Raw genomic sequence first — 23,889 nt, 5'->3', positions numbered from 1 at the left:
TCTGTTTTTTAGTTGAAAAAATTAACCGAAAGTCTGAATGCAAGTCTTGATTAAATCAATAATGCTTGTAATAACACCAGTGAAATCCATATGCATACCCTCTTTCTATTTAAGATACATTAAGTATAAAATCAAACAAATAAAAAATGTTAAAAATTCCCTAATTGGCTATTTAGATTGCATAAATGTCAAAAATTTGAAAAACATACAACGACTTTGCATAAAAAATCGTCATATTGGAAATACGTAATTTATTGAAATAATAAAAAAAATAAAAGAACGAAGATGATAACCTAAGTGAGGTTTTAAGTTGTTCTAAGGTTTAATTTAATTTATGTTAAAATAGTTGGTATAAAAATACATGATAAACTATAAACTAAATTCAAAATAACTTATGGGGTAGGCAATTATGGAAAATATTTTAAATATAAATGATAATGAAAAAAGAGTGCTAAGGGAAATTTATAACCATCATAATATTTCGCGTACTCAAATATCTAAAAATCTTGAGATTAATAAGGCAACGATTTCTAGTATTTTGAATAAGTTAAAGTATAAATCTCTTGTTAATGAGGTTGGTGAGGGTGATAGCACGAAGAGTGGTGGTAGAAAACCTATTCTTCTGAAGGTTAATCATCTTTATGGTTATTTTATTTCTTTGGATTTAACTTATAGTTCTGTTGAAGTGATGTACAATTATTTTGATGGTAATGTCATTAAGCATGAATCTTATGATTTACCTGATGAAAAGGTTAGTAGTATATTAAGCATAATAAAAAAACATATTGATATTCAGGAGAAACTTGATACTTATAACGGACTATTAGGTGTGTCTGTTTCTATACATGGAGTTGTGGATAATGAGCAGCATGTGACATATTTACCATTCCATGAAACTGAAGGGATATCTATTGGTAAAGAGATAAGAAGAATTGCTGATGTTCCAGTCGTAGTTGAAAATGAAGCGAATCTTTCAGCGTTATATGAACGTAATTTTAATCATAATTTATCCTACAATAATCTTATTGCTTTAAGTATACATAAAGGCATAGGTGCTGGGCTCATAATTAATAATCAATTGTATCGTGGTGCAAATGGAGAAGCGGGTGAAATTGGAAAAACACTTGTCTCAAAAGTTAGTGATAATGTGGAGATCTTTCATAAGATTGAAGATATTTTTTCACAAGAAGCTTTATTGCATAATTTAAGTAATCAACTAAATGAGAAGATGACACTTAGCAAATTAATTCAATTTTATAATGAAAAAAATCCAGTCGTAGTTGAAGAAATGGAACAATTTATAAATAAAATTGCTGTTTTAATACATAATTTAAACACCCAGTTTAATCCGAATGCAATTTACATTAACTGTCCATTGTTCAATGAAATGCCTGAAATATTAGAAGCAATTAAGAACCAGTTCAAACAATATTCACGTAACGAAATTCAAATAAAATTAACATCAAATGTGAAATTTGCAACTTTGTTAGGTGGCACATTAGCAATTATCCAAAAAGTACTGCAGATTAATGATATATACTTAGATATAAAATCATAAAAGACTAATTCAAATGAATAATCAAAGTTCGTAATTGTCTTTATAAAAAAATCCCTCAATCCGAATTGAATTTTCGGATTGAGGGATTTTTATAGTTCTATTGCAGAAGAAAACTATTTTAAAGATGCTGGTAAATGTTGATAGCCACCTCTAACGTTAACAATATTCGTAAATCCTTTATATTCTAATATTCCTACCGCTATTGAACTTCTAACACCTGATTGACAATGTACATAAATTAGGTCATTTTTATCGAAAGGTATATCTTCATTTAAAAGTTTACCGTGAGGAATATGAATTGCTTGTTTTAAATGACCTTTACGCCATTCATCATCATTACGAACATCTAATACATTATGTTCTTCACCAGTCATTTCAGAACTATGAATAGATGATGTGACGATATTTGTTTGTGGCAAACGGTAACTTTTTACATTTTCAAAACCAATTAATTGTAAAGCATGAATAGCTTGTTGAACGGTAGATTTATCGCCAATTAATTCAATATCTTTGTCATAATCTAAATACCAACCAATTTGATTTATAAAAGTTTTATTAAAAGGAATATTGATAGTTCCATGCATATGACCACCATGGAATGCTTCTTTACTTCGAAGATCAAAAGCAGTTTGTGTATTGCTTGAACTAGGGTAAACATTATATGGTTGGTACATTTGCATACCAAATTGATTTATTTTTTTCATTTGTGAAAAATGGTGTGGTGGAGCTGGCTGATTGAGTGTTAAAGTTTCGATAAATGAAGTTTCATCTTTAACATTAAAAGCCCAGTTGTTTATTTTCTCATAACCCAAAGTAGTTGTAGGTAATGAACCTAGCGCTTTACCACAAGGACTCCCTGCACCATGACCTGGCCAAATTTGAATATAGTCTGGTAATGTTGCAGCAAATTGTATGGACTGATACATTTGTTTTGCTCCGATTTTTGTAGAACCTTCAACATTTACAGCTTTTTCTAATAGATCTGGTCTACCTACATCACCAACAAAGATGAAGTCACCGCTAAATAATCCCATTGGTATACTGGAACCCCCACCTTCGTCAGTAAGTAAAAAACTAATACTCTCAGGGGTATGGCCTGGAGTGTGTAAGACTTCTAATTTAATCTTTCCTAAATAGATAATATCTTGATGCTTAACGAAATGTGTTTGTTTAGGCATATTTTTATAATTAAATTCATCTTTACCTTCATCAGATACGTATATACTTGCATTCAATTTATTTGCCACATCTCTAATACCTGAAGCAAAATCAGCATGAATGTGTGTTTCTGCAGCTTTAGTAATTGTGAATCCTTCTTTATCTGCAACTTTTAAATATTTTGTTAAATCTCGTATAGGGTCAATAATCATTGCTTCTCCTGTACGTTGACATCCAATTAAATAAGATGCTTGTGATAAATTGTCTTCATAAAATTGTTTGAAAAACATAAAAAAACTCCTTTTTAAAATAGATTTTATTAATTAGATAAATAAGTTATGATTTGCTTGCTCAGTATGTCCAATATAAGTACCTACGCCACCATAATCGACTTCATCTCTTAATTCTTCTTTTGAAATTCCCATAACATCCATACTCATGGTACAAGCAATTAACTTTATATCTTGATCGATTGCTTGATCGATAAGTGAGTATAAAGAATCAACATTTTTCTTGTTCATTACATAACGCATCATAATATTACCTAGTCCAAACATATTCATTTTTGATAATGGCATATGTATTGGATCCTTAGGTAACATAAGGTCAAACATTTTGGAAATACCTTTCTTTTTAACGCGAGTTGATTGCGCTTTTTTTAATGCGTTGAGGCCCCAAAAAGTAAAGAAAATAGTTACATCTTTACCTGCTGCTTTAGCGCCATTTGCGATGATCATTGCTGCTACTGCCTTATCTAACTCACCGCTAAATAAAACAATTGTTGTACCTGTAGCAGTGTCATTGATTTCAAATTCTTTTGGCTTTTCTTTTTGAATAATTGCATTAATTACATTTGCTTCTTCAGTAAGATTTACAAGGGTATTCCCTGTTTGTTTCGCCCAACTTTTAATATCACTATTGAAACCAGGATCTGTAACTGTTAGCTCGATTTGCTCACCCGTTGAAATATTGTTAATTTCTTTACTGATATTAACAATAGGTCCAGGGCACTGAAGACCTCTAAAATCAAATTGTTTACGATTCTCTTTGATTTCAATATCTTTTTCTATTAAAGGAGCACTATTGAAGTTCTTTGCTTCATAATCTTTATATCCACCCTTTAAATTCACGACATCATAACCTTGTTTGGCTAAATAATCGCAAGCTTTAGTGCTTCGGTTACCGCTTTTACAATGTATATAATACGTTTTGTTGCTATTCTTATTGAATGATTTAATCTCTTCTACTGGGTGTAAAGTTGAACCGTTAATGTGTCCTAATTCATATTCTTCTTTTGTTCTAACATCAATCAATTGACCCATTTTTGCCAATTTTTCTAATTCTTCTTTGTTTAATGAATTAATGTGTACTTCTTTGTATTGTTCCATACTTACCTCCTATAAATACCTATGAGGGTATAATAAAACGGATAGAATCATTTGTCAAATACCTATAGGGGTATTTGACAATTTTGTTTTAATTTATTATTATTAACTTAATCAATTTATGTGGAGGAAATGAATATGACTTATGATAAAAAAATGATTAATCGTATAAATAGAATACAAGGTCAATTAAATGGTGTCGTAAAAATGATGGAAGAAGAAAAAGATTGCAAAGATATAATTACGCAACTTAGTGCATCTAAAGGTTCTATACAACGTTTAATGGGGATTATAATTAGTGAAAATTTAATAGAATGCGTCAAAACAGCAGAAGAAAATAATGAAAGTTCTCAAGAATTAATTAATGAAGCAGTTAATTTATTAGTTAAAAGTAAATAATGGATATAGCAAATATGACTATTATGTTGCTAATTGGCGTACTGGGTGGATTTATATCTGGATTAATAGGTATTGGGGGCGCAATTATTATTTACCCAGCTATTCTTATATTGCCACCATTAATAGGTATACCTGCGTATAGTGCATATATTGCTTCGGGACTTACCTCTAGTCAAGTATTTTTCAGTACACTTAGTGGATCATTAAATGCAAGAAAACAACCAGCTTTCTCTCCTAAACTTGTTATATATATGGGAGGGGGTATGTTGATTGGAAGCATGTTAGGGGCAATTTTAGCTAGTTTGTTTAATGCTACTTTTGTAAATACGGTATATGTAATAATCGCCATACTTGCTTTAATATTGATGTTTATTAAAGTTAAACCTACTACACAAGAGACGAAATCTAAACCTTTGCTACTTATTATAGTTGGATTTGGAATTGGTGTAATTTCGGGAATTGTGGGTGCAGGTGGAGCATTTATCATCATTCCTGTATTATTAGCATTATTTAAATTACCAATGAATACGGTAGTGAACAATAGCATAGCAATTGCTTTTATATCTTCAGTAGGGGCATTTTTTATAAAATTAATGCAAGGATATATACCAGTAGAAAGTGCAATTTTTTTGATAATTGGTAGTATTATTTTTGCACCGATAGGATTGAAAGTGGGTAAGAAAGTACCTGATTCTATTCAACGAGGAATGCTAATTATATTAATAGTAATCGCCATAATACAATTTATAATTTAATTGCACATATGACTTATGTAGGATATTTTCTATAATAGGTTAAAAGGAGTGGGATACGAAATCTTTTTCATAAAATTAGATTTCTACCCACTCCTTTTTTATATTTGAATTTTTTAGATTTTACCTGATCACTAATAGCTAGAAGTTATGAAAATAAATTTGGGTTAAATCTATATTTTTAATTTAATGAGTAAGCGTTTACATATTTATTTCGTTATGCTATATTGTTTTTAAAGTTAGTTTGTTTAATAAACTAACCAACTAAAACTAGGGGGATTATCATGACATACTTTAACGTTGATAAAATAAAATACGAAGGTTCTAACTCAAATAATATATTTAGTTTTAAATATTATAATCCAGAAGAAAAACTTGGCGACAAAACGATGGCGGAACATTTAAGATTTAGTGTTGCATACTGGCATACGTTCACAGCTGACCTTTCAGATCCATTCGGTGTTGGTACGGCTGAGCGTGATTGGGTTAATTTAGATGAAATGGGTAAAGCGAAGGCTCGTGTTGAAGCAATTTTTGAATTCATGGAAAAATTAAGTATCGAATATTTCTGTTTCCACGATGTAGATATTGCTCCAGAAGGTAAAACTTTAAAAGAATCTAATGAAAATTTAGATGTGATTGTAGATTTAATTCAAGAGAAGATGAAACAGACTGGTAAGAAATTATTATGGAATACAACTAACAATTTCACTCACGAGCGTTTTGTTCATGGTGCAGCAACTTCTTCTAATGCTGAAGTATACGCATATGCAGCAGCAAAAGTTAAAAAATCTTTAGAAATTGCTAAAAAGTTAGGTTCTGAAAACTTTGTATTCTGGGGTGGTCGTGAAGGTTACGAAAGCTTATTAAATACTGATATGAAATTAGAATTAGATAACTTAGCTAATTTCTTCAAAATGGCGAAAAGTTATGCTGAAGAAATTGGTTACGAAGGACAATTTTTAATTGAACCTAAACCGAAAGAACCAACTTCTCATCAATATGATACAGATGTTGCTACTGGACATGCATTTTTACAAAAATATGGTTTAGATAAAATCTTCAAGTTTAATATTGAAGCAAACCATGCAACTTTAGCTGGACATACTTTCCAACACGAGTTGAGATATGCACGTGATAATCAATTGTTAGGTTCAGTTGATGCTAACCAGGGACATCCACAACTAGGTTGGGATACGGATGAATTTCCAACTGATGTGTATGATACAACTTTAGCTATGTACGAAATTCTTAAGAATGGTGGCTTAAATCCAGGTGGTTTAAACTTCGATGCTAAGCCTAGAAGAACTTCATTTAAACAAGAAGACTTATTATTAACACATATTGCAGGTATGGATACATTTGCATTAGGTTTAAAAGTAGCTTACAAAATGATAGAAGATAATTTCTTTGAAAATATTATTAATAAAAAATACCAATCATTTAATGAAGGTATAGGCAAACAAATTGTTGAAGGTACTACTTCATTTAAAGAACTTGAAGAATATGCACATAATATTAAAAAAATCGAGAATGAATCTGATCATTTAGAAGTTATTAAAACTCAAATTAATCAATATATTTTAAATATTAATAATGGAGACTGATAATGATGAACTTCGTAATTGGCATTGATATCGGTACGAGTGGCTTGAAATCGATAGTAGTTAATAAAAAAGGTGAAGTAGTTGATTCACACAGTATTAGCTATAAGACTGAGCATCCACAATCTGGTTACAGTGAAATGGATCCGAATATTTGGTATAAAGCAACATTAGATAGTTTAAATCACTTATTAAGTAAGTTTGATAAAGAAACGATTTCAGGTATTAGTTTTTCAGGACAAATGCATGGTTTAGTTGTCGTTGATGAAGATGGTAATAGTATAAGACCAGCTATTTTATGGAATGATACGCGAACATCTCAAGAAGTTGAAGACATTAAACAAGCTATTGGTATAGAAACGTTACTTAAACATACACAAAATACAGTCCTCGAAGGATTTACACTTCCTAAATTAATGTGGTTAAAAGCACATGAACCAGAAAATTATAATAAAATTCATAAGTTTATGTTACCTAAAGACTATGTTGTTTATAAATTGACTGGCAATATTTATACAGAGCCATCAGATGCTGCTGGAACAATTATGTATAACATTAAATCTGAAAAATGGTCTAAAGAAATATTAAATCAATTAAATATTGATTTTAATATTTGTCCAGAGGTAATAGCTTCCCATGATAGAAGCGGTACTTTAACAAAAGACATTAAAGAGAAGTTAAATATTGACTGGGAAATAAATGTTTATCAAGGTGGAGCTGACAATGCTTGTGGAGCACTCGGTTCAGGAATTACAGATGAAACGAAACAACTTGTAAGTATTGGGACTTCAGGTGTGGCACTATCTATTGAGAATAGTGCGAATTACGAGAATGATGGTAATATGCATTATTTCAGTCATTGTGTACCAAATCAAAAATACGTAATGGGTGTAACACTTTCTGCAGGTTATAGTTTAGAGTGGCTCAAACAATTGATTGAGCCATCTGAAGACTTTAATACATTTTTACAAGATATTTCAAAATCAAAATTAGGATCAAATGGTTTGATGTATACACCATATTTATTAGGTGAACGTACACCGTATAACGATGCATCTATTAGGGGTAGCTTTATAGGCTTAGATGCAAATACAACTCAATTGGATATGAAACGTTCTGTTCTTGAAGGCATTACATATTCTATAAATGAAAGTATTGAAATTATGAGAAGTAAAGATATAGATATTAAAGAAATTGTATCTATCGGTGGCGGTGCTAAAAATGCAGAGTGGCTACAAATTCAAGCAGATGTCTTTAATGTACCAATTACAACAAGAACAGAAGAACAAGGCCCTGCATATGGTGCAGCTATGCTAGCAGCAATGGGTGAACAATGGTTTAATTCATTCAATGATATGAACGAAACTTGGATTAATTATCGTGAACACGTATCACCTGTTTCGAGTCATACAGAATCATATGAAAAACTATTTAACATCTATAAATTAATTTATACTGCAACTCAGCCAATAACGAAAGGTTTAACTCAATTTAAATAAAGAACTGGGGAGATGGGGTAATGAGTAGTTATGATAATAAGAAGTTTATCTTTAAGATTGCGTTAATAGCAACTCTTGGTGGACTATTATTTGGTTACGATACAGCAGTAATTTCTGGTGCAGAACAATCATTACAAAAATATATTACAGCTGATTATGGGAGTTTCGTACATGGTATAACCGTATCAAGTGCATTAATAGGGTGTATCATAGGTGGAATATTATCTTCAAATATTTCAAAAAGTTTAGGACGTAAGAAATCTTTACAAGTAGCAGCTATACTATTTATAATCTCTGCTGTTTTAACAGGTTATCCAGAATTTCTGTTTTTTGATAGAGGAGAATCAACACTTGGATTACTTATTATGTTTAACATCTATCGTATTATAGGTGGTATTGGTGTAGGATTAGCTTCTGCAATTTCACCAATGTATATCAGTGAGATTTCACCATCCTCAATAAGAGGTAGACTTGTGTCTTGGAATCAGTTTGCAATTATATTTGGTATGTTAGTCGTATACTTCGTAAACTATGGAATTACATTCGGTCAATCGCAAAGCTGGGTTGATTTAATCGGTTGGCGTTACATGTTTATGACAGAAGCAATTCCAGCAGTCGTCTTTTTCGTATTATTATTCTTAGTGCCTGAAACACCAAGGTATTTAATTTTAGTTAATAAAGATAAAGATGCACTGACTGTACTTAACAAAATATATTCATCAAGTGAGCATGCTAAGAAAGTATTAAATGATATATTATCTACAAAAAGTAAAACTAAAGAAATAAAAGCACCATTATTCAGCTTCGGTAAGACAGTTATTATTATCGGAATATTACTATCAATATTCCAACAATTTATCGGAATAAACGTTGCACTTTATTACGCACCAAGAATATTTGAAAATTTAGGTGTAGGAAGCAATACATCAATGATGCAAACAGTAGTAATGGGATTAGTAAATGTAACCTTTACATTAATTGCTATAATCTATGTAGATAAATTTGGACGTAAACCATTACTTATAATTGGATCAACAGGAATGGCAATCGGTATGATCGGTATGAGTGTATTAACAGCTAATGGGATCTTCGGAATCATTACATTAATCTTCATGGTTATTTATACAGCTTCATTTATGATGAGTTGGGGACCAATTATTTGGGTATTATTATCAGAAATATTCCCTAATAGAATAAGAAGCGGTGCAATGGCTATTGCCGTAGCCGTACAGTGGTTAGCAAACTTTACAATCACATCAACATATCCATTTATGATGGATATCAGTGGAACAATGACATACGGATTCTACGCAGCAATGAGTATACTATCAGGAATATTCGTTTGGAAATTCATCCCTGAAACAAAAGGTAAGACATTAGAAGAGTTAGAAACAATATGGCAAAAAGATAAAAAAGTAAAAACAACATCAGACAATGTTGAACCACCAGTATTCACAGAATCAATACAAGATAGAAGTTAAAGAGGGTAACTTAGCCGGATCATATATTATTGATGATGATGGTGAAGTAACTGAGTACGATGAAGATGGAGATAAAGTAGGATCTGGATATTAAAATAGAACAAAGAACCATCTAGGCTAAATAGCTTGGATGGTTCTTTATATTATAGTGATATAGAGTGACAATAGTCTTATTGATTAGTAACAGCTGTTCAATTGTTCTTTATTCTAACTTATTGTACACTATATGTAAGCGCTTACTAAATTTAGTTATTCAAATATAGTAACATTAAGGAGAATATATATGAAAGATAAAGTGATAATCGTAACAGGTGGCAGTAGTGGAATGGGAAAAGCAATGGCTAAACGATTTGCTGCTGATGGTGCTAAAGTTGTTATAACTGGTCGCACTCTAGACCGTCTTGAAGAAGCTAAAAAAGAAATGGAACAATATGATGGTCAAGTTCTTTGTATAGATATGGATGTTCGAGATACTGAAAGAGTACAATATACTGTAGATGAAACGATTAAAACATTTGGTAAAATAGATGGACTTGTTAATAATGCAGCAGGAAACTTTTTATGTGCAGCAGAAGATTTAACTATAAATGGTTGGAACTCTGTAATTGATATCGTCTTAAATGGCACATTTTATTGTTCACAAGCAGTAGGTAAAGAATGGATTAAAAGTGGACACAAAGGGCGCATATTAAATATAGTAGCAACATATTCATGGACTGCAGGAGCAGGTGTGATACATTCAGCAAGTGCTAAGGCAGGTGTACTTGCAATGACGAGAACACTTGCAGTTGAATGGGGAAGTAAATACGGTATAACAGTTAATGCCATTGCACCAGGACCAATAGATAATACAGGTGGCGCTAAAAAGTTATCATTATCAGAAGAAGCAAAACAACAAACATTAGATAGCGTACCATTAGGAAGAATGGGACAACCAGAAGAAATCGCAGGATTAGCTAGATTCTTATTTTCAAAAGAAGCGGAATATATAAATGGAGATTGTATCACGATGGATGGTGGACAATGGTTAAATAGAAACCCATTTTAGATAACAGTGGAAAGCATGGTGAAATTATAAAGTTATAGAGTGGAGTTAGAAATTCTAACGAGCAAGACTCCTAAAACAAGCACATTAGCGCTATATAAATCATCCACAATAAAAAAGCAAATTAGAGGCAGGGACAAATTAATTGTCTCTGTCTCCATTTTGCTGCACCTCTTAGTCATAGGATAGTTTATACGATACTCAACATGCGTTCTAATGATTGCTTGGCATAATATGCAGTTTCTTTATCTACTTTGATGATGTTCTCTTTATGTCCGTCTTGAATTTTATCTAGACACCATGCTAAATGTGGTAAGTCTATTCTGTTCATTGTGAGACATGAACACATAAGTGGATTGAGTGATTCTATAGTAACATCTGTGTATGTTGTTTTTAATCGATTAACGAGATTCATCTCTGTCCCAATCACCCAATGTGAGCCTTTTGGTGCGTTTTTTATCATATCTATAATATATTTTGTAGACCCCGCGTAGTCTGCCATTTGTACGATGTCAAATTGACATTCAGGATGGACGATGACATTGACGTTAGGGTCTTTTTTACGTGCTTGTTTTATATGAATTGGATAGAACTTTTCATGAACGGAACAGTGTCCTTTCCACAAAATAATTCTAATATCTTCATCATTTCCGTCAAATTCTAATGTTTTTTGAATAGGATTCCATACGGCCATTTCTTCTAGTTTAATACCTAATTTAAAGGCGGTATTGCGCCCTAAGTGTTGGTCGGGCAGAAACAGTATGCGTTTGTCTTGATCTAGTGCCCATTGAATCACACTATCTGCATTCCCACTTGTGACACAAGAACCGCCATTTTCGCCGACGAATTTTTTAATAGCTGCTGTTGAGTTTACGTAAGTAAGCGGAAGTATGTTATCGCCTAATCGATTCGTTAAGACATCATATCCGTGTAACGCTTGATCAATATTTGCCATATCTGCCATAGAGCAACCTGCTGATAAATCGGGTAAATAGATGTTTTGATTGTCGTTCGTAAGGATATCAGCAGTTTCTGCCATAAAATGCACACCATTAAAAACAAAGTATTGAGCTTGAGTATTTTCTTTACAAATTCGTGCTAATTCAAGAGAATCTCCCATTATATCAGCGAATTGTGCTACTTCATCTTTTTGATAATGATGTGTCGGCATAAATAGTCGCTCTCCAAGCGCTTCTTTAATGGTTGTAATTTTATTTTCTAGTTGTTCTGTTGTCATATTTAAGTATTTTTCAGGTATAGATTGTGCTTTTTCTATTGTAGGATTGAACATTTAAATAACCACCTTTGCTGAGATATCTAATGCATGTTGATCATAAAATAATGAACCGATAGAAATGTAATCAACACCTGTTTCTGCATATTGAACGACATTGTTTATGTTAATATTTCCTGAAGCTTCTGTTTGAATATGACTCGGTACTTTAACGATATGTTCTTTAATCCATTCAGGTGTACAATTATCGAACATCATAATATTTACATCTGCTTGAACAGCGTCAGTCAATGTTTGCTCATCTTCTATTTCGATTTCAATTTTATCCATGGGTCCGATATGTCTTTTAGCTTTTGATACTAGATCATCAATTGATTTGCTAAAGCTAATATGATTGTCTTTCAACATTAATCCGTCATTTAATGTTCGACGGTGATTGTAACCTCCACCTACATGAACAGCGTGCTTTTCAAACATACCTAATCCAGGCGTCGTCTTTCTCGTATCAACAATTTTAACGTTAGTATGTTGTACTTTTTGAACGATTTGATGGGTAGACGTGGCGATACCTGACATACGTTGAATTAAATTTAAAGTGATGCGTTCCATAGTGAGTAAAGTAGTAACACTTCCTTTAACCACTGCAAGTACTTGTCCTTTTTTAACTGAATCTCCATCTTTAACTGCAATATCAGTTTGAATATCACTTTCGATGATTTTGAAACTTTCTTGAAGAATGATTTCTCCACAAAAAATACCTTCATCTTTACTTAATAGCGTTAATGTTCCTTGTTGATTTATATCAAAAATGCTCGACGATAAATCACCATAATGATTATCTTCAAGGTAAAATTGTTTGAGTTTTTCTTGTACGTGCAACTTGTTTAGCATGAAATATATCCTCCATTAAAATTTCTATATCTGTATGTTGTAATGTTTGTTGTACATTTGGGTAATCCGTTCTAAAGTGAACACCTCTTGATTCAGTGCGATTTAAAGCAGATAGACAAACCATCTCTAACGTCTTAATGGCAACATATCTTTGCCAATCATCTTTTGACCATTGAGTTGTAACTGTAGAATTTTTTAAACATAGCTGTAAGTCACTTAAATATTGCGTCATATCATGACCATTTCGTTCAATGCCTAGTATTTCAAAGCTTAACTGTCGCATTCTTTCAACTTCATGAGTATTCATTTTAGGTATGCTCAAAGATTGTGAATTAGTCATATGAATATCTCTAATGGAAGATTGGTTAATAGCTTGACTACAAAGGTGTCCCATAACAAGTCCTTCTAAAAGGGAGTTGCTTGCTAAACGATTTGCACCATGGAAGTTTGTGTTACTTGCCTCACCAATTACATAAAAATGTTGCTCATCCGTTCTTCCATAAATATCAGTTTCTACGCCACCCATTGTGTAATGTGCACCAGGTGTAACAGGTATAAGATGATTGTGATATTCATTTGGAAAATGGCTCATGACATTTTGGTATATTGTTGGAAATCGTGTAGAGAAATGCTCGATATGCTCTATGTTAATAAAACATTGATGACCTTCTGTTTGTTGTTGGAAAATGGCTCTACTCGTAACATCTCGAGGTGCTAGACTACCTAAAGGATGAATATTTTTCATAAATGCCTCTCCAAAATCGTTCACTAAAAAGCCTCCATGACCTCTCACAGCTTCTGAAACGAGACCGTATGTATCGTTTCTAGTCCCTAGTAAAGTTGGATGAAATTGAATCATTTCCATATGTCGTAACGGAAGTTGATGGTGATAAGCAATAATATGACCTGAACTTATCGTTGTTGATGCATTTGAGTTAGTTGGGTAGAGATTACTATAACCACCTGTTGCTAAAATGACATCATGCGCTAAAAATTCTGTCTTATTTCCATGTTTATCGAGGGCAAGAACACCACATATTTCGTTTGAATCGTCTCTTAATAAATCAACAACTTCAGTTTCTTCATAAATCGTTAAGTCTTTTGATGATAACTGATCGATTAAATATTTTGTGATGTATGCGCCAGTTTGATCACCGCCTATATGCAGAATACGTGGCTTAGAATGAGCGCCTTCCATTGCAAAGTCTAAATTATGTTTATCGACTTGTTTATCAAAGGTTAAACCTTCTTCTATCATCTGCTGGATAATCTCATGACTATGTTGGATGAGCGGTTCAATAACAGTCATATCGCCGAGCTTATTACCAGCTTTATAAGTATCTTGTATATGAGAAAGTCCATCATCATCCTCAAATTTAGAAAAGCAAATACCACCTTGTGCGAGTGAACTGTTATGAGTATTCAATTTATCTTTCGTAATGCAATAAATCTCGGTATGTTCATTAAGTGAGCGAATAGCAGACAATGCAGCAATTCCAGAACCAATAATTATAACTTTTTTCAAGTTTACACCTTACTTTACATATATGTTATCATTTTATATACAATATATTGACACACTAAAAGATAAATAACAAGTGGGGGATTATAAATGATTTATTTAGATAACGCATCAACTACGATGGTTGATAGTGAAGTACTAGATGTTTATCAAGATACACAAAGAGAAGCATATTATAATAGTGAAAGTTTACATATCGGAGGTCTGCATACAAGACAACTGTTGGATGAATGTAAACACTATATTAAGCAACACTTTTCAACAAACAAAGAAGTTATTTTTACGAGAAGTGGTTCACATGCAAATGAAATTGCGATACATAGTTATTTAAAAGGACAAAATGGAGGGACGATACTTGTATCTCCATATGAACATCCTTCAGTACATGCAGCGTTGGAAAATTTCAAAACAGAATTCGAAATTTTAGACTTACCTTTAGAGGGTACGGGGGAGGTTGATTTAGAAAAAACTAAAGAAATGATGTCAGATGAAGTCCTTCTAATCATAGCTCAACATGTGAATTCAGAGACTGGTTACATATTGCCAGTAGGGGCATTAAGTGAGATCGCAAGACATCATAATGTTCCAATACATGTTGATGGTGTGCAAGCTGTACATAAAATAGAAACTGCCGATGTACAATCATTTAGTTCATATGCATTTTCGGGACATAAGTTTCATGGAACTAAAGGTTCAGGTGGATTATTAATGAATCATGAATATGTGAAGCCATTAAATGAATATTACTTTCATGAAATGTATACACAAAATGGTACAATAGATTCACCAAGTATTATAGCAATGACAAAAGCATTATCTTTATCAAGTAACATACAACATATGAAATCTATGCAGCAATATATGATAAAGAAATCGACAGAGTTAGAGTTTACACAAATAGTTTACAGAGAGTGTGCACCACATATAGTTGCATTGTTGTCTCCAAAATATGAAGGACAATATATAATGCAATATCTATCAAATAGAAATATATGTATATCTACAGGAACAGCTTGCGGTCATGGTGCATTGTTAAGTAGAGGTTTACAAGTTAAAATAGACTCAATACCCAAAAAAACATACGATCAATATATACGTTTATCCATTAGTAAATTTACGACAAAAGAAGATATTGATAAATGTTTTGATCACTTAAAAACAATTGTAAGAGGAGATCAGTGAAATGAATAACCCTTTTAAACGAAGAGAACAAATTCTGGAATTACTTGAGACATCAAATAAACCAATTAGTGGGAAGCAACTTAGCCAACAATTTGATGTATCAAGACAAATTATTGTGAAAGATATATCTATACTCAAATCACAAAATCACATGATAACTTCTACTAGCAGAGGTTATGTTATCAATAATGAACCACAAGGAAAAGCATATAAACGCGTAATCGTTTGCCAACATGATAACGAGCAAATGGAAGAAGAACTGCAAATCATTATAGACAATGGCGCAATGATAAATGATGTCGCAATCGATCATCCAGTTTATGGAAGTATAAAAGCAGACCTCATGATTGAAACCCAAGAAGACTTAGATAAATTTATAAGTGAAATGGAGAAATTCGAAGGACAAATGTTAGCGCACCTTACAGATAATCTGCATTTACATACAATCTCAGCACATACAGAAAAAATATTAGACAATGCTGTAAGAGACTTAAAGCAACATCAGTATATAGTAGAATAACGATGTGAGAAAGACTTCGTGCGATTCAGGTAAAATCTGGTAAAAACGCACGAAGACTCCAGAGATATCTTGCGATTTACTCACCCCCACCTCCTGTTCACAACATTTCTAAACTTAGCACCCCCATATTATTCGGCTTATCGAATTAATAGGGGGTGTATTATTTTGATATACTAAATAATAAAATTTAGAATTTTTTGAATTCTTTCTACTATTTTATGGATAATTGTATATAATATATTTATATTAGATAAAAAGGGGGATTTTCTAAAGTGAGTTTATTTTTAAAGAAATTATCAATTGCTTCGTTGAGTGCTCTGATTGCATTACCTGCTTTTGCTTCTCAAGCATCTGCAAATAATGTCGCGCCTAATGAAGATCGTTTGCTTGAAACGTTGGAAAAAGAAGGTGTGATTGAATCTTCGAATACACCTGAACAAAAGGATGAAAAATTAAAGCAATATATGGATCACAAAGGTGAACAATATCGTCAAAAATACATACCTAATAAAGGCCTTTTTGATAAGCGATATAACAAGGGGAATAATGGTAAGCGTCTTGGTAAATTAGAAAAAAATAAAAAAGAAATGTATAAGAAACAAAATAACGGTAAGCGTGTAGATAAAGTTCAAGAAGAAAAATATAATGGCAAAGTGCGTAAAGATAAAGTACTAGTTCTTGCTATGGAATTTCCAGACTATCCAAACAGTTCGATTACGAAAGACGAAACGGATATGTATTATGACGAATACCCGATTTCTCATTTTCAAGATATGGTGTTTGGAGAAAATGGTTATAAAGGTCCAAACGATGAGAACTTAATGAGTATGAAACAATATTATAAAAATCAATCTGGTGGCAGTTATGATGTAGACGGCCAAGTACATGGTTGGTATAAAGCAAAACATGATGCAAGTTATTATGGTGGTAACGTTCCAGATGATAGCGGTAGTGATGGTAAGCCGAAAGAATTAATTAAAGAAGCTTTGGAACAAGCTGCTAAAGATTCAACCATTAATTTAAGTGACTATGATCAATGGGATCGTGATGATATAGATGGTGACGGTGTTTATGATGAAAAAGATGGTATCGTTGACCACATTATGATTGTACATTCTGGTCCAGGTGAAGAAGCAGGCGGCGGTAAATTAGGTACTGATGCAATTTGGTCTCATAGATGGTCTCTTGATTTCGATGAGCAAGGAGAACCCTACACAATTCCTGGTACAGATTCAGGTCTTGACCAATTCGATGGTAAATTAGCAGCTATTGATTATACTGTTCAACCAGAAGATGGTGCTGCAGGCGTGTTCTCACATGAATACGGACATGATTTAGGTTTACCAGATGAGTACGACACGGAATATTCAGGTAAAGGCGAACCGGTATCATTCTGGTCAATTATGTCTTCAGGAAGTTGGGCAGGTGCAATTCCAGGTACTGAACCAACTGGATTTGATCCATACATGAAAGAAATGCTTCAACAACAACATGGTGGTAACTGGCAAACAGGTAATGAGCTTGATGCAACTGAATTTAATGGCGAAACTTCTGAATTAATTGATGAAGCAACAACTAAAGGTACAAACAGTGATGCTCTAAAAGTTAATTTACCTGAAAAATCTACATTAATACAAAAACCAGCACAAGGTAAGAAGGCTTACTGGAGTGGAGCGGATGATGATTCTCAATACTCTATGACTTCTTCTTTAGATTTAACATCAGCTAAGACGAGTGAATTAAATTTCAAAACTTGGTATGACATCGAACAAGGATTTGATTACGGATACGTACAAGTATCTACAGATGACGGTGAAAATTGGGAAAACGTTAAAGGAAGTATCACAAATAACGATGACCCAGCAGGAAGTGGACAAAACCAAGGTAATGGTATAGACGGTAAGTCTAACGGCTATGTTGATGCGAAATTCGATTTATCTAAATACGATGGTAAAAAAGTAAAACTAAGATTCTTATATGTAACTGATAAATATGAATCTAATCCTGGTTGGTTTATCGACCAAATCAAAGTATCATCAAATGACGGTAAAGAAATTTTAAGTGATGATGCAGAAGCGGATTCTAAATTTGAATTACAAGGCTTTGAACAAAGTGATGGTAATAGATATGACGAGAACTATTACTTATTACAATGGAGAAACTTCACAGGTCCAGATAAAGGCTTACAAAACATTAAACGCGGTGGCGGAACAATGTCTTATAACAAAGGTTTGACAGTTTGGTATGTAGACAAGAGTTTCTCTGATAACAATGTAAGTAACCATCCAGGACAAGGTTTCATTAGTATTGTTGATGCAGATCAAAATGCATTAAACTGGGAGAAAAAAGGTGTAGCAGATGATCCTGCAACAACACAATTCCAAATAAGAGATGCAGCATTCAGTTTAGACCATCAGCCTCAAATGAAACTTAAAAATGCAGAAGGTTATAAATTACATGATAATAAAATTAAGAAAAACCCACTGTTCGACGACAGCAAAGATTACTCAAACAAAGGACAAAAAGATGCAGGCGTATTATTACCAAATCACGGTCTGAAATTTGAAGTAACAGCAAAAAGTAAAGATAATACAGTCGGCAAAGTTAAAATTACAAAATAATAAATTAAGAAGACTAGGAGAGGCTGAGACAAATTTGTCTCAGCCTCTTATTCATAGGATAGCCATATTCACACAAGTAGAGGGAAGTGTGAGCAAGGGTAGCTATATTCACACAAGTTCAAAGAAGTGTAAGCAAGGATAGCCATGTTCACACAAGTAGAGGAAAGTGTAAGTAAGGGTAGCTATATTCACACAAGTTCAAAGAAGTGTAAGCAAGGATAGCCATGTTCACACAAGTTCAAAGAAGTGTAAGCAAGAATAGCCATATTCACACAAGTAGAGGGAAGTGTAAGCAAGGATAGCCATATTCACACAAGATAAAAGAAATAGAGAATAATTTTTGATTTTCTGGGACAAATTTGCCCAGCCACTTAGTCGCTTCTATGTTTAGATTTCAAGAAATAGAGAATATGTCATATAATGAAGATGAATTTAAAATAACTAAAAAAGGTGATTAACATGGATGCAAGATTTCCTATTGGAGAATTGGAATTACCTGAAAAAGTAACAATGGACCATATACAGCAATGGTTAGATGAAATTGAAAATTACTCTAATCGGTTAAGAAAAGTTGTAGATGGATTAGATAGTGAAGAGTTAAATAAGACATATCGAGAAGGCAGTTGGACAGTAAGACAATTGGTCCATCACATAGCTGACTCTCAACTCAATATGTATCAACGATTAAAAATAGCTTTAACAGATGATAGAATACCGACAATAGTAGCTTTTGACCAAGAAGAATGGATTAAATTACCGGATAATGATTTACCGATAGAATGTTCACTTAGAATGTTAGAAGGTATGAACGAACGTATCGTAGCAGTTGGTCGTAAATTAACAGAAGATCAACTATATCGAGCATTCTTACACGAAGATACCGGAGAAACAACAGTAGCATATAAAATCGCTAAATTATCATTTCATGAAGAACATCATCTTGCACATATAAAATTAGCGTTGTCGAAATAAATTAAGAAGCTGGGACAAATTTATGTCTCAGCTTCTATTTTTGTTATCAGGTCAATTTTTATGGCTTTTCTTATCAGCAATTTCGCTGGTAACTGCTTATACTGTACTTCTTATCAGCAATTTCGCTGAGAACTGCTTATACTGTACCTCTTACCAGCAATATCGCTAGGAACTGCTGATACTGCACCTCTTATCAGCAATTTCGCTGAGAACTGCTTATACTGCACCTCTTATCAGCAATTTCGCTGGGAACTGCTTATAACGCATCTCTTCTCAGCACCAACTAGACCTCCTTCTTATTTCTCTACTTTACTAACTCGATATTGCTTTGGGGTTATTCCGTTATTGCGTTTGAATACTTTTATGAAGTGGCTTTGATCTGAAAAGCTGAGTTGATGTGCGATTTCGGAAATGGATAGGTTTGAGTTATCTAACCATATTTTAGCTTCTTCTAGTTTTTTCTCTGTTATATAGGTGCTTAAAGTTACGCCTACTTCTTCTTTAAATAGATGGGATAAGTATTTTGAACTTATATGTACTTGTGCTGCCAACTTGTCTAATGTTAATGGTTGGTATAAGTGGTTATAAATATATTGTTGAACTTGGTGTATGGGTTGTGAATATTTAGTTGTATTTAAGTTCTTTACTTTAGTGGCAAATTCTATAAAGATTCGTTCAACTGTTTTTACGAGTACAAATTCTTGTTCTGTTTCTATTTTTTGAATAAGGATATCGCTTAGTGAATATGCGACTTCATAGTGTAAGCCGCCTTCTATAGCTGCTCTAGTTGCAATTGTTACTGCTGCAATTGCTAAATTCTTATCATTTCGAATAAGATTGTCTGGAGTCACTACGCCAACTTTATCTATATACAGTGTATTTCTAAATGCACTTTTTATATGTTCTACATCACCATTTTTTATATACTTATTAAAATTATTTTCTAATAAAATATCATGATGTAATTGTTCTTTTACACGTTTAATTGAAAGTTCAAAATCGATATTTTCTTCTGCATTAGTTATGTTTTGAGAATGGTCTTCGATATCTGACGCTTTAATTTGTTTTCTAAATAATAGAAAGTATACAAGTTGACTCATGTTAATGAGATTAGCTTTTTTATAATGTGGAACCGAGTTTAAATAAGTTTGTAAACTTTTCTTTAAATAAAGTGGTACGTTATGGCGTTTAATATAATCGTAAAAGAGATTATTAGACACTTCTTCTAATACACATGGACCCATGATAAAGTCGAACTTTGCTGTTCTTATACATGAATAATACTCTATGTTATTGAGTGATTTTATGAACGGTATTTCAGCAGTTGCTTCATTTTCGGTAAAAAGTTGTTCGCATAAGTCTTCTGAAGAGAAAAAGGGGTTTTCTAAATAAGGAAATTTATATTCTTTAATCAGGTTGTTTGAAGTTTTGATGAAAATATTCATACCCGTATTAGTTTGTGTCAGTTTACATATATAATCTAATTCATCATTTATAGTATGATCCATAAAATCACTCCTTATTTATAGAGAATATACTATTTTTCTAGAATAAATACAATTAAATATCATTGTCCTATATTATAGTTTGAATATAAAGAGCATTCATCTTTACAGATATTTATAACAATATAAAGGTAGTGGTATCTATGAAAAATAGTGAAATCATTAAAAACTTATCATTAGATGACAAGATCAAAATTGTAACGGGACAAGATTTTTGGTATACAAAAGAATTGAAAAATGAAGGATTAAAGTCACTATTACTTACTGATGGACCTTCTGGAGTAAGGAAACAAGAAGAGGATATTGATGCTTTAGGTTTGAATCAAAGTATTGAAACAATTAGTTTCCCAAGTTTAGCATTAATTGCATGTTCGTTTGATAAAGATTTGTTACGTCAATACGGGGAATATTTAGGACAAATCGCTAAAAGTGAAAAAGTGAAAGTATTGTTAGGACCAGGGATTAACATTAAGAGAAATCCTCTAGCAGGTAGAAATTTTGAATATATGTCTGAAGATCCATTTGTATCAGGTAAACTTGGTACAGCATATATTAAAGGTTTACAATCTCAAGGTGTCGGTGCAAGTGTTAAACATTTTGCGACTAATAATAGAGAGAATCAACGTTTTACAAATTCATCTAACATTGACGAACGAACATTAAGAGAAATTTATCTTAGTGCATTTGAAACAATCGTAAAAGAAGCAGAACCTGCAACAATAATGAGTTCTTATAACTTTTTGAATCAAGTTCCTGTTTCAGAGAACAAATGGTTGCTTACAGATTTATTAAGAAATGAATGGGGATATCAAGGTGTAGTCGTATCTGATTGGTCAGCAGTTAAACGTCGTGCACAGTCATTGAAGGCAGGTCTAAATTTAGAAATGCCAGGTAAAGGTGAAGCTACGTTAACTGAAGTGAAAGATGCTATAAAAAATGGTCAATTAGACGAGCATATTTTAGATGTTTCAGTGGATCGTGTTTTAACTTTAATGAAAGACTATCAAATTAAAGAAGAAGTACAGTCTTATGACAAAGAAACTTACCACGATTTCGCAAGAGAACTTGCACGGAAAAGTATTGTTCTATTAAAAAATGAAAACGAAAATCTACCTTTGAAACCTTCATCATTAGGATTAATTGGTGAACTTGCAGAAAATCCAAGATACCAAGGTGGCGGTTCGTCTAAAGTAAATCCATATCATGTCGTAACACCATTAGGAGCATTTAAAAATCAACAATATGTATATGCACAAGGTTACAATATAAATAATCATGAAGTAGATCAACAACTTCAACAACAAGCAGTAAAAGTAGCACAACAAAATGATCAAGTAGTATTATTCTTAGGGTATCCTGAAAGTTATGAAACAGAAGGACTAGATAAAGACTCTTTATCATTACCAGACAATCAATTAGCTTTAATAGATGCAGTAACAAAAGAAAACGAAAACGTAACGATAGTCTTACAAAATGGTGGAACAGTACTTATGCCATGGGCGGATAAAGTGAAATCTATCGTTGAAACATATTTACCAGGAGAAGCGGTAGGAGAAGCAATTTACGATATATTAACTGGTAAACAGAATCCAGCAGGTAAATTAGCAGAAACAGTACCACAACGGATTGAAGACGTCCCTTCCTACTTAACATTTAATCAAAGTAAAGCAGATGAAAATTATAGAGAAGGTATATACGTAGGCTATAGATATTACGATACAAAAAATATTGAAACACAATTTCCATTCGGTCACGGTTTAAGTTATACAACATTTGATTACAGTAATATGCAAATAACGAATCAAGAGAGTAGTCTAAAGGTTAGTCTAGATATTAAAAATACAGGGAACATATTTGGAGAAGAAGTTGTACAAATTTATATAGGAAATCGTACAAGTGATATCGATATGCCATTCAAAGAACTTAGAGAATTCGAACGCGTCGCTTTAGAAGTGAATGAAACAAAAACAATCAACTTTGAAATACCACATAAAGCAATGCGTTGGTACAATGAAAACAGAGGACAATGGCAAATAGACGACGGAGAATATATAATTTATGCAGGATCTTCAGTAGAAGACATACGATTAGAACAACCAATCACACTAAATATAACAAACCAAACAACATCAAATCAGATACACGAAGACACATACCTATCAGAAATCGTAACAAGAAAAGAAGCATTCAAGCAGTCACTAGAACAATACAATTTAGATAAAATAATAGATGCCGTAATAGAGAACCCAGAACTAACCTCAATATTTGAGAACGTGCCATTACGCTCACTTATCATGGTTAACATAGACATCAAAATAGTTCGCGACTTTATAGATGCAGCAAATGAAGAGTTGAGTAAACAAGCGTAGTCATATTAACACAAGTCGAGAGAAGTGTAAGCAAGGGTAGCTATATTCACACAAGTCGAGAGAAGAGTAAGTAAGGATAGTCATATTTACACAAATCAGAAGAAGTGTGAATGATTTATATAAGAAATAAGAGCAGGAATTCAGTTTTACCAAAGAATTTCTGCTCTTTTTAATTTTCTAAGATATTATCTC

The 23,889-nt window shown here is 32.6% G+C and carries 19 protein-coding genes; 12 read left to right on the top strand and 7 right to left on the bottom strand.

The genetic code is table 11. The features are described from left to right. Positions 1-21: 21 nt before the first annotated feature. On the bottom strand, positions 22-90 hold the full coding sequence (gene psm-mec, locus B2G86_RS13190; RefSeq protein ID WP_103323307.1) for a phenol-soluble modulin PSM-mec: 69 nt from the start codon (positions 88-90) through the stop codon (positions 22-24). 319 nt (positions 91-409) lie between these two features. On the opposite strand from psm-mec, the gene B2G86_RS07375 reads away from it, so the two are divergent. Beyond that, the gene (locus B2G86_RS07375; protein ID WP_142242931.1) at positions 410-1,558 is read left to right on the top strand and encodes an ROK family transcriptional regulator; all 1,149 of its coding nucleotides are present in this window, start codon (positions 410-412) and stop codon (positions 1,556-1,558) included. 113 nt (positions 1,559-1,671) lie between these two features. Here B2G86_RS07375 and cstB read toward each other — a convergent pair whose 3' ends face one another. After that, positions 1,672-3,006 carry a persulfide dioxygenase-sulfurtransferase CstB gene (gene cstB, locus B2G86_RS07370; RefSeq protein ID WP_078357484.1) on the bottom strand — a complete coding sequence of 445 codons (1,335 nt, stop codon included), beginning with the start codon at positions 3,004-3,006 and terminating at the stop codon, positions 1,672-1,674. Between the two features lie 33 nt (positions 3,007-3,039). Then, positions 3,040-4,104 carry a DsrE/DsrF/DrsH-like family protein gene (locus B2G86_RS07365; protein ID WP_078357483.1) on the bottom strand — a complete coding sequence of 355 codons (1,065 nt, stop codon included), beginning with the start codon at positions 4,102-4,104 and terminating at the stop codon, positions 3,040-3,042. A gap of 135 nt (positions 4,105-4,239) precedes the next feature. On the opposite strand from B2G86_RS07365, the gene cstR reads away from it, so the two are divergent. The 6 genes from cstR (at position 4,240) to fadH (ending at position 10,884) form a co-directional block, all read left to right on the top strand. Continuing rightward, positions 4,240-4,500 (top strand): persulfide-sensing transcriptional repressor CstR, encoded by a 261-nt coding sequence (gene cstR, locus B2G86_RS07360; RefSeq protein WP_000220507.1) that lies wholly within the window; start codon positions 4,240-4,242, stop codon positions 4,498-4,500. Continuing rightward, a complete protein-coding gene (locus B2G86_RS07355) occupies positions 4,500-5,255 on the top strand; it encodes a sulfite exporter TauE/SafE family protein (protein ID WP_078357482.1) in 756 nt (251 codons plus the stop codon). Before cstR ends, B2G86_RS07355 begins: the two co-directional genes overlap by 1 nt. Before the next feature lie 281 nt (positions 5,256-5,536). Continuing rightward, positions 5,537-6,859: a xylose isomerase gene (gene xylA / locus B2G86_RS07350; protein ID WP_078357481.1), complete on the top strand. Its 1,323-nt coding sequence runs from the start codon at positions 5,537-5,539 to the stop codon at positions 6,857-6,859. Positions 6,860-6,864: 5 nt separating this feature from the next. After that, positions 6,865-8,355, top strand: a complete 1,491-nt coding sequence (gene xylB, locus B2G86_RS07345; RefSeq protein ID WP_078357526.1) for a xylulokinase — start codon at positions 6,865-6,867, stop codon at positions 8,353-8,355. 20 nt (positions 8,356-8,375) lie between these two features. Then, entirely contained in the window at positions 8,376-9,836 is a 1,461-nt protein-coding gene (gene xylE / locus B2G86_RS07340; RefSeq protein ID WP_078357480.1) for a D-xylose transporter XylE, read from the top strand. A 283-nt stretch (positions 9,837-10,119) separates the two neighbouring features. Beyond that, positions 10,120-10,884 (top strand): 2,4-dienoyl-CoA reductase, encoded by a 765-nt coding sequence (gene fadH, locus B2G86_RS07335; RefSeq protein WP_078357479.1) that lies wholly within the window; start codon positions 10,120-10,122, stop codon positions 10,882-10,884. Positions 10,885-11,071: 187 nt separating this feature from the next. On the opposite strand, the gene nadA is transcribed toward fadH, so the two are convergent. The 3 genes from nadA to B2G86_RS07320 are packed head-to-tail and all read right to left on the bottom strand — an operon-like array spanning position 11,072 to position 14,531. After that, positions 11,072-12,172 (bottom strand): quinolinate synthase NadA, encoded by a 1,101-nt coding sequence (gene nadA, locus B2G86_RS07330; RefSeq protein WP_078357478.1) that lies wholly within the window; start codon positions 12,170-12,172, stop codon positions 11,072-11,074. Then, positions 12,173-13,006, bottom strand: coding sequence for a carboxylating nicotinate-nucleotide diphosphorylase (gene nadC / locus B2G86_RS07325; protein WP_078357477.1), 834 nt, complete (start codon positions 13,004-13,006; stop codon positions 12,173-12,175). Beyond that, positions 12,957-14,531: an L-aspartate oxidase gene (locus B2G86_RS07320; RefSeq protein ID WP_078357476.1), complete on the bottom strand. Its 1,575-nt coding sequence runs from the start codon at positions 14,529-14,531 to the stop codon at positions 12,957-12,959. Before B2G86_RS07320 ends, nadC begins: the two co-directional genes overlap by 50 nt. An 87-nt stretch (positions 14,532-14,618) precedes the next feature. Here B2G86_RS07320 and B2G86_RS07315 point away from each other — a divergent pair, with 87 nt between their 5' ends. The 4 genes from B2G86_RS07315 to B2G86_RS07300 all read left to right on the top strand — a co-directional run bounded on the left by B2G86_RS07315 (position 14,619) and on the right by B2G86_RS07300 (position 19,823). Further along, the gene (locus B2G86_RS07315; protein ID WP_078357475.1) at positions 14,619-15,710 is read left to right on the top strand and encodes a cysteine desulfurase family protein; all 1,092 of its coding nucleotides are present in this window, start codon (positions 14,619-14,621) and stop codon (positions 15,708-15,710) included. Between the two features lies 1 nt (position 15,711). Continuing rightward, entirely contained in the window at positions 15,712-16,230 is a 519-nt protein-coding gene (locus B2G86_RS07310) for a transcription repressor NadR (RefSeq protein ID WP_078357474.1), read from the top strand. 272 nt (positions 16,231-16,502) lie between these two features. Next, positions 16,503-18,851 carry an immune inhibitor A domain-containing protein gene (locus B2G86_RS07305; RefSeq protein ID WP_078357473.1) on the top strand — a complete coding sequence of 783 codons (2,349 nt, stop codon included), beginning with the start codon at positions 16,503-16,505 and terminating at the stop codon, positions 18,849-18,851. Positions 18,852-19,310: 459 nt separating this feature from the next. After that, positions 19,311-19,823, top strand: coding sequence for a YfiT family bacillithiol transferase (locus B2G86_RS07300; RefSeq protein ID WP_078357472.1), 513 nt, complete (start codon positions 19,311-19,313; stop codon positions 19,821-19,823). A gap of 296 nt (positions 19,824-20,119) precedes the next feature. Here B2G86_RS07300 and B2G86_RS07295 read toward each other — a convergent pair whose 3' ends face one another. Beyond that, entirely contained in the window at positions 20,120-21,331 is a 1,212-nt protein-coding gene (locus B2G86_RS07295) for a helix-turn-helix domain-containing protein (RefSeq protein ID WP_078357471.1), read from the bottom strand. Between the two features lie 140 nt (positions 21,332-21,471). Between B2G86_RS07295 and B2G86_RS07290 the strand changes: the two genes are divergently transcribed. Further along, a complete protein-coding gene (locus B2G86_RS07290; protein ID WP_078357470.1) occupies positions 21,472-23,697 on the top strand; it encodes a beta-glucosidase in 2,226 nt (741 codons plus the stop codon). Positions 23,698-23,889: the final 192 nt, after the last annotated feature.

The sequence above is a fragment of the Mammaliicoccus fleurettii genome (assembly GCF_002018435.1).
Classification (GTDB): domain Bacteria; phylum Bacillota; class Bacilli; order Staphylococcales; family Staphylococcaceae; genus Mammaliicoccus; species Mammaliicoccus fleurettii.
This window is presented reverse-complemented; position numbering and strand designations above follow the sequence as displayed.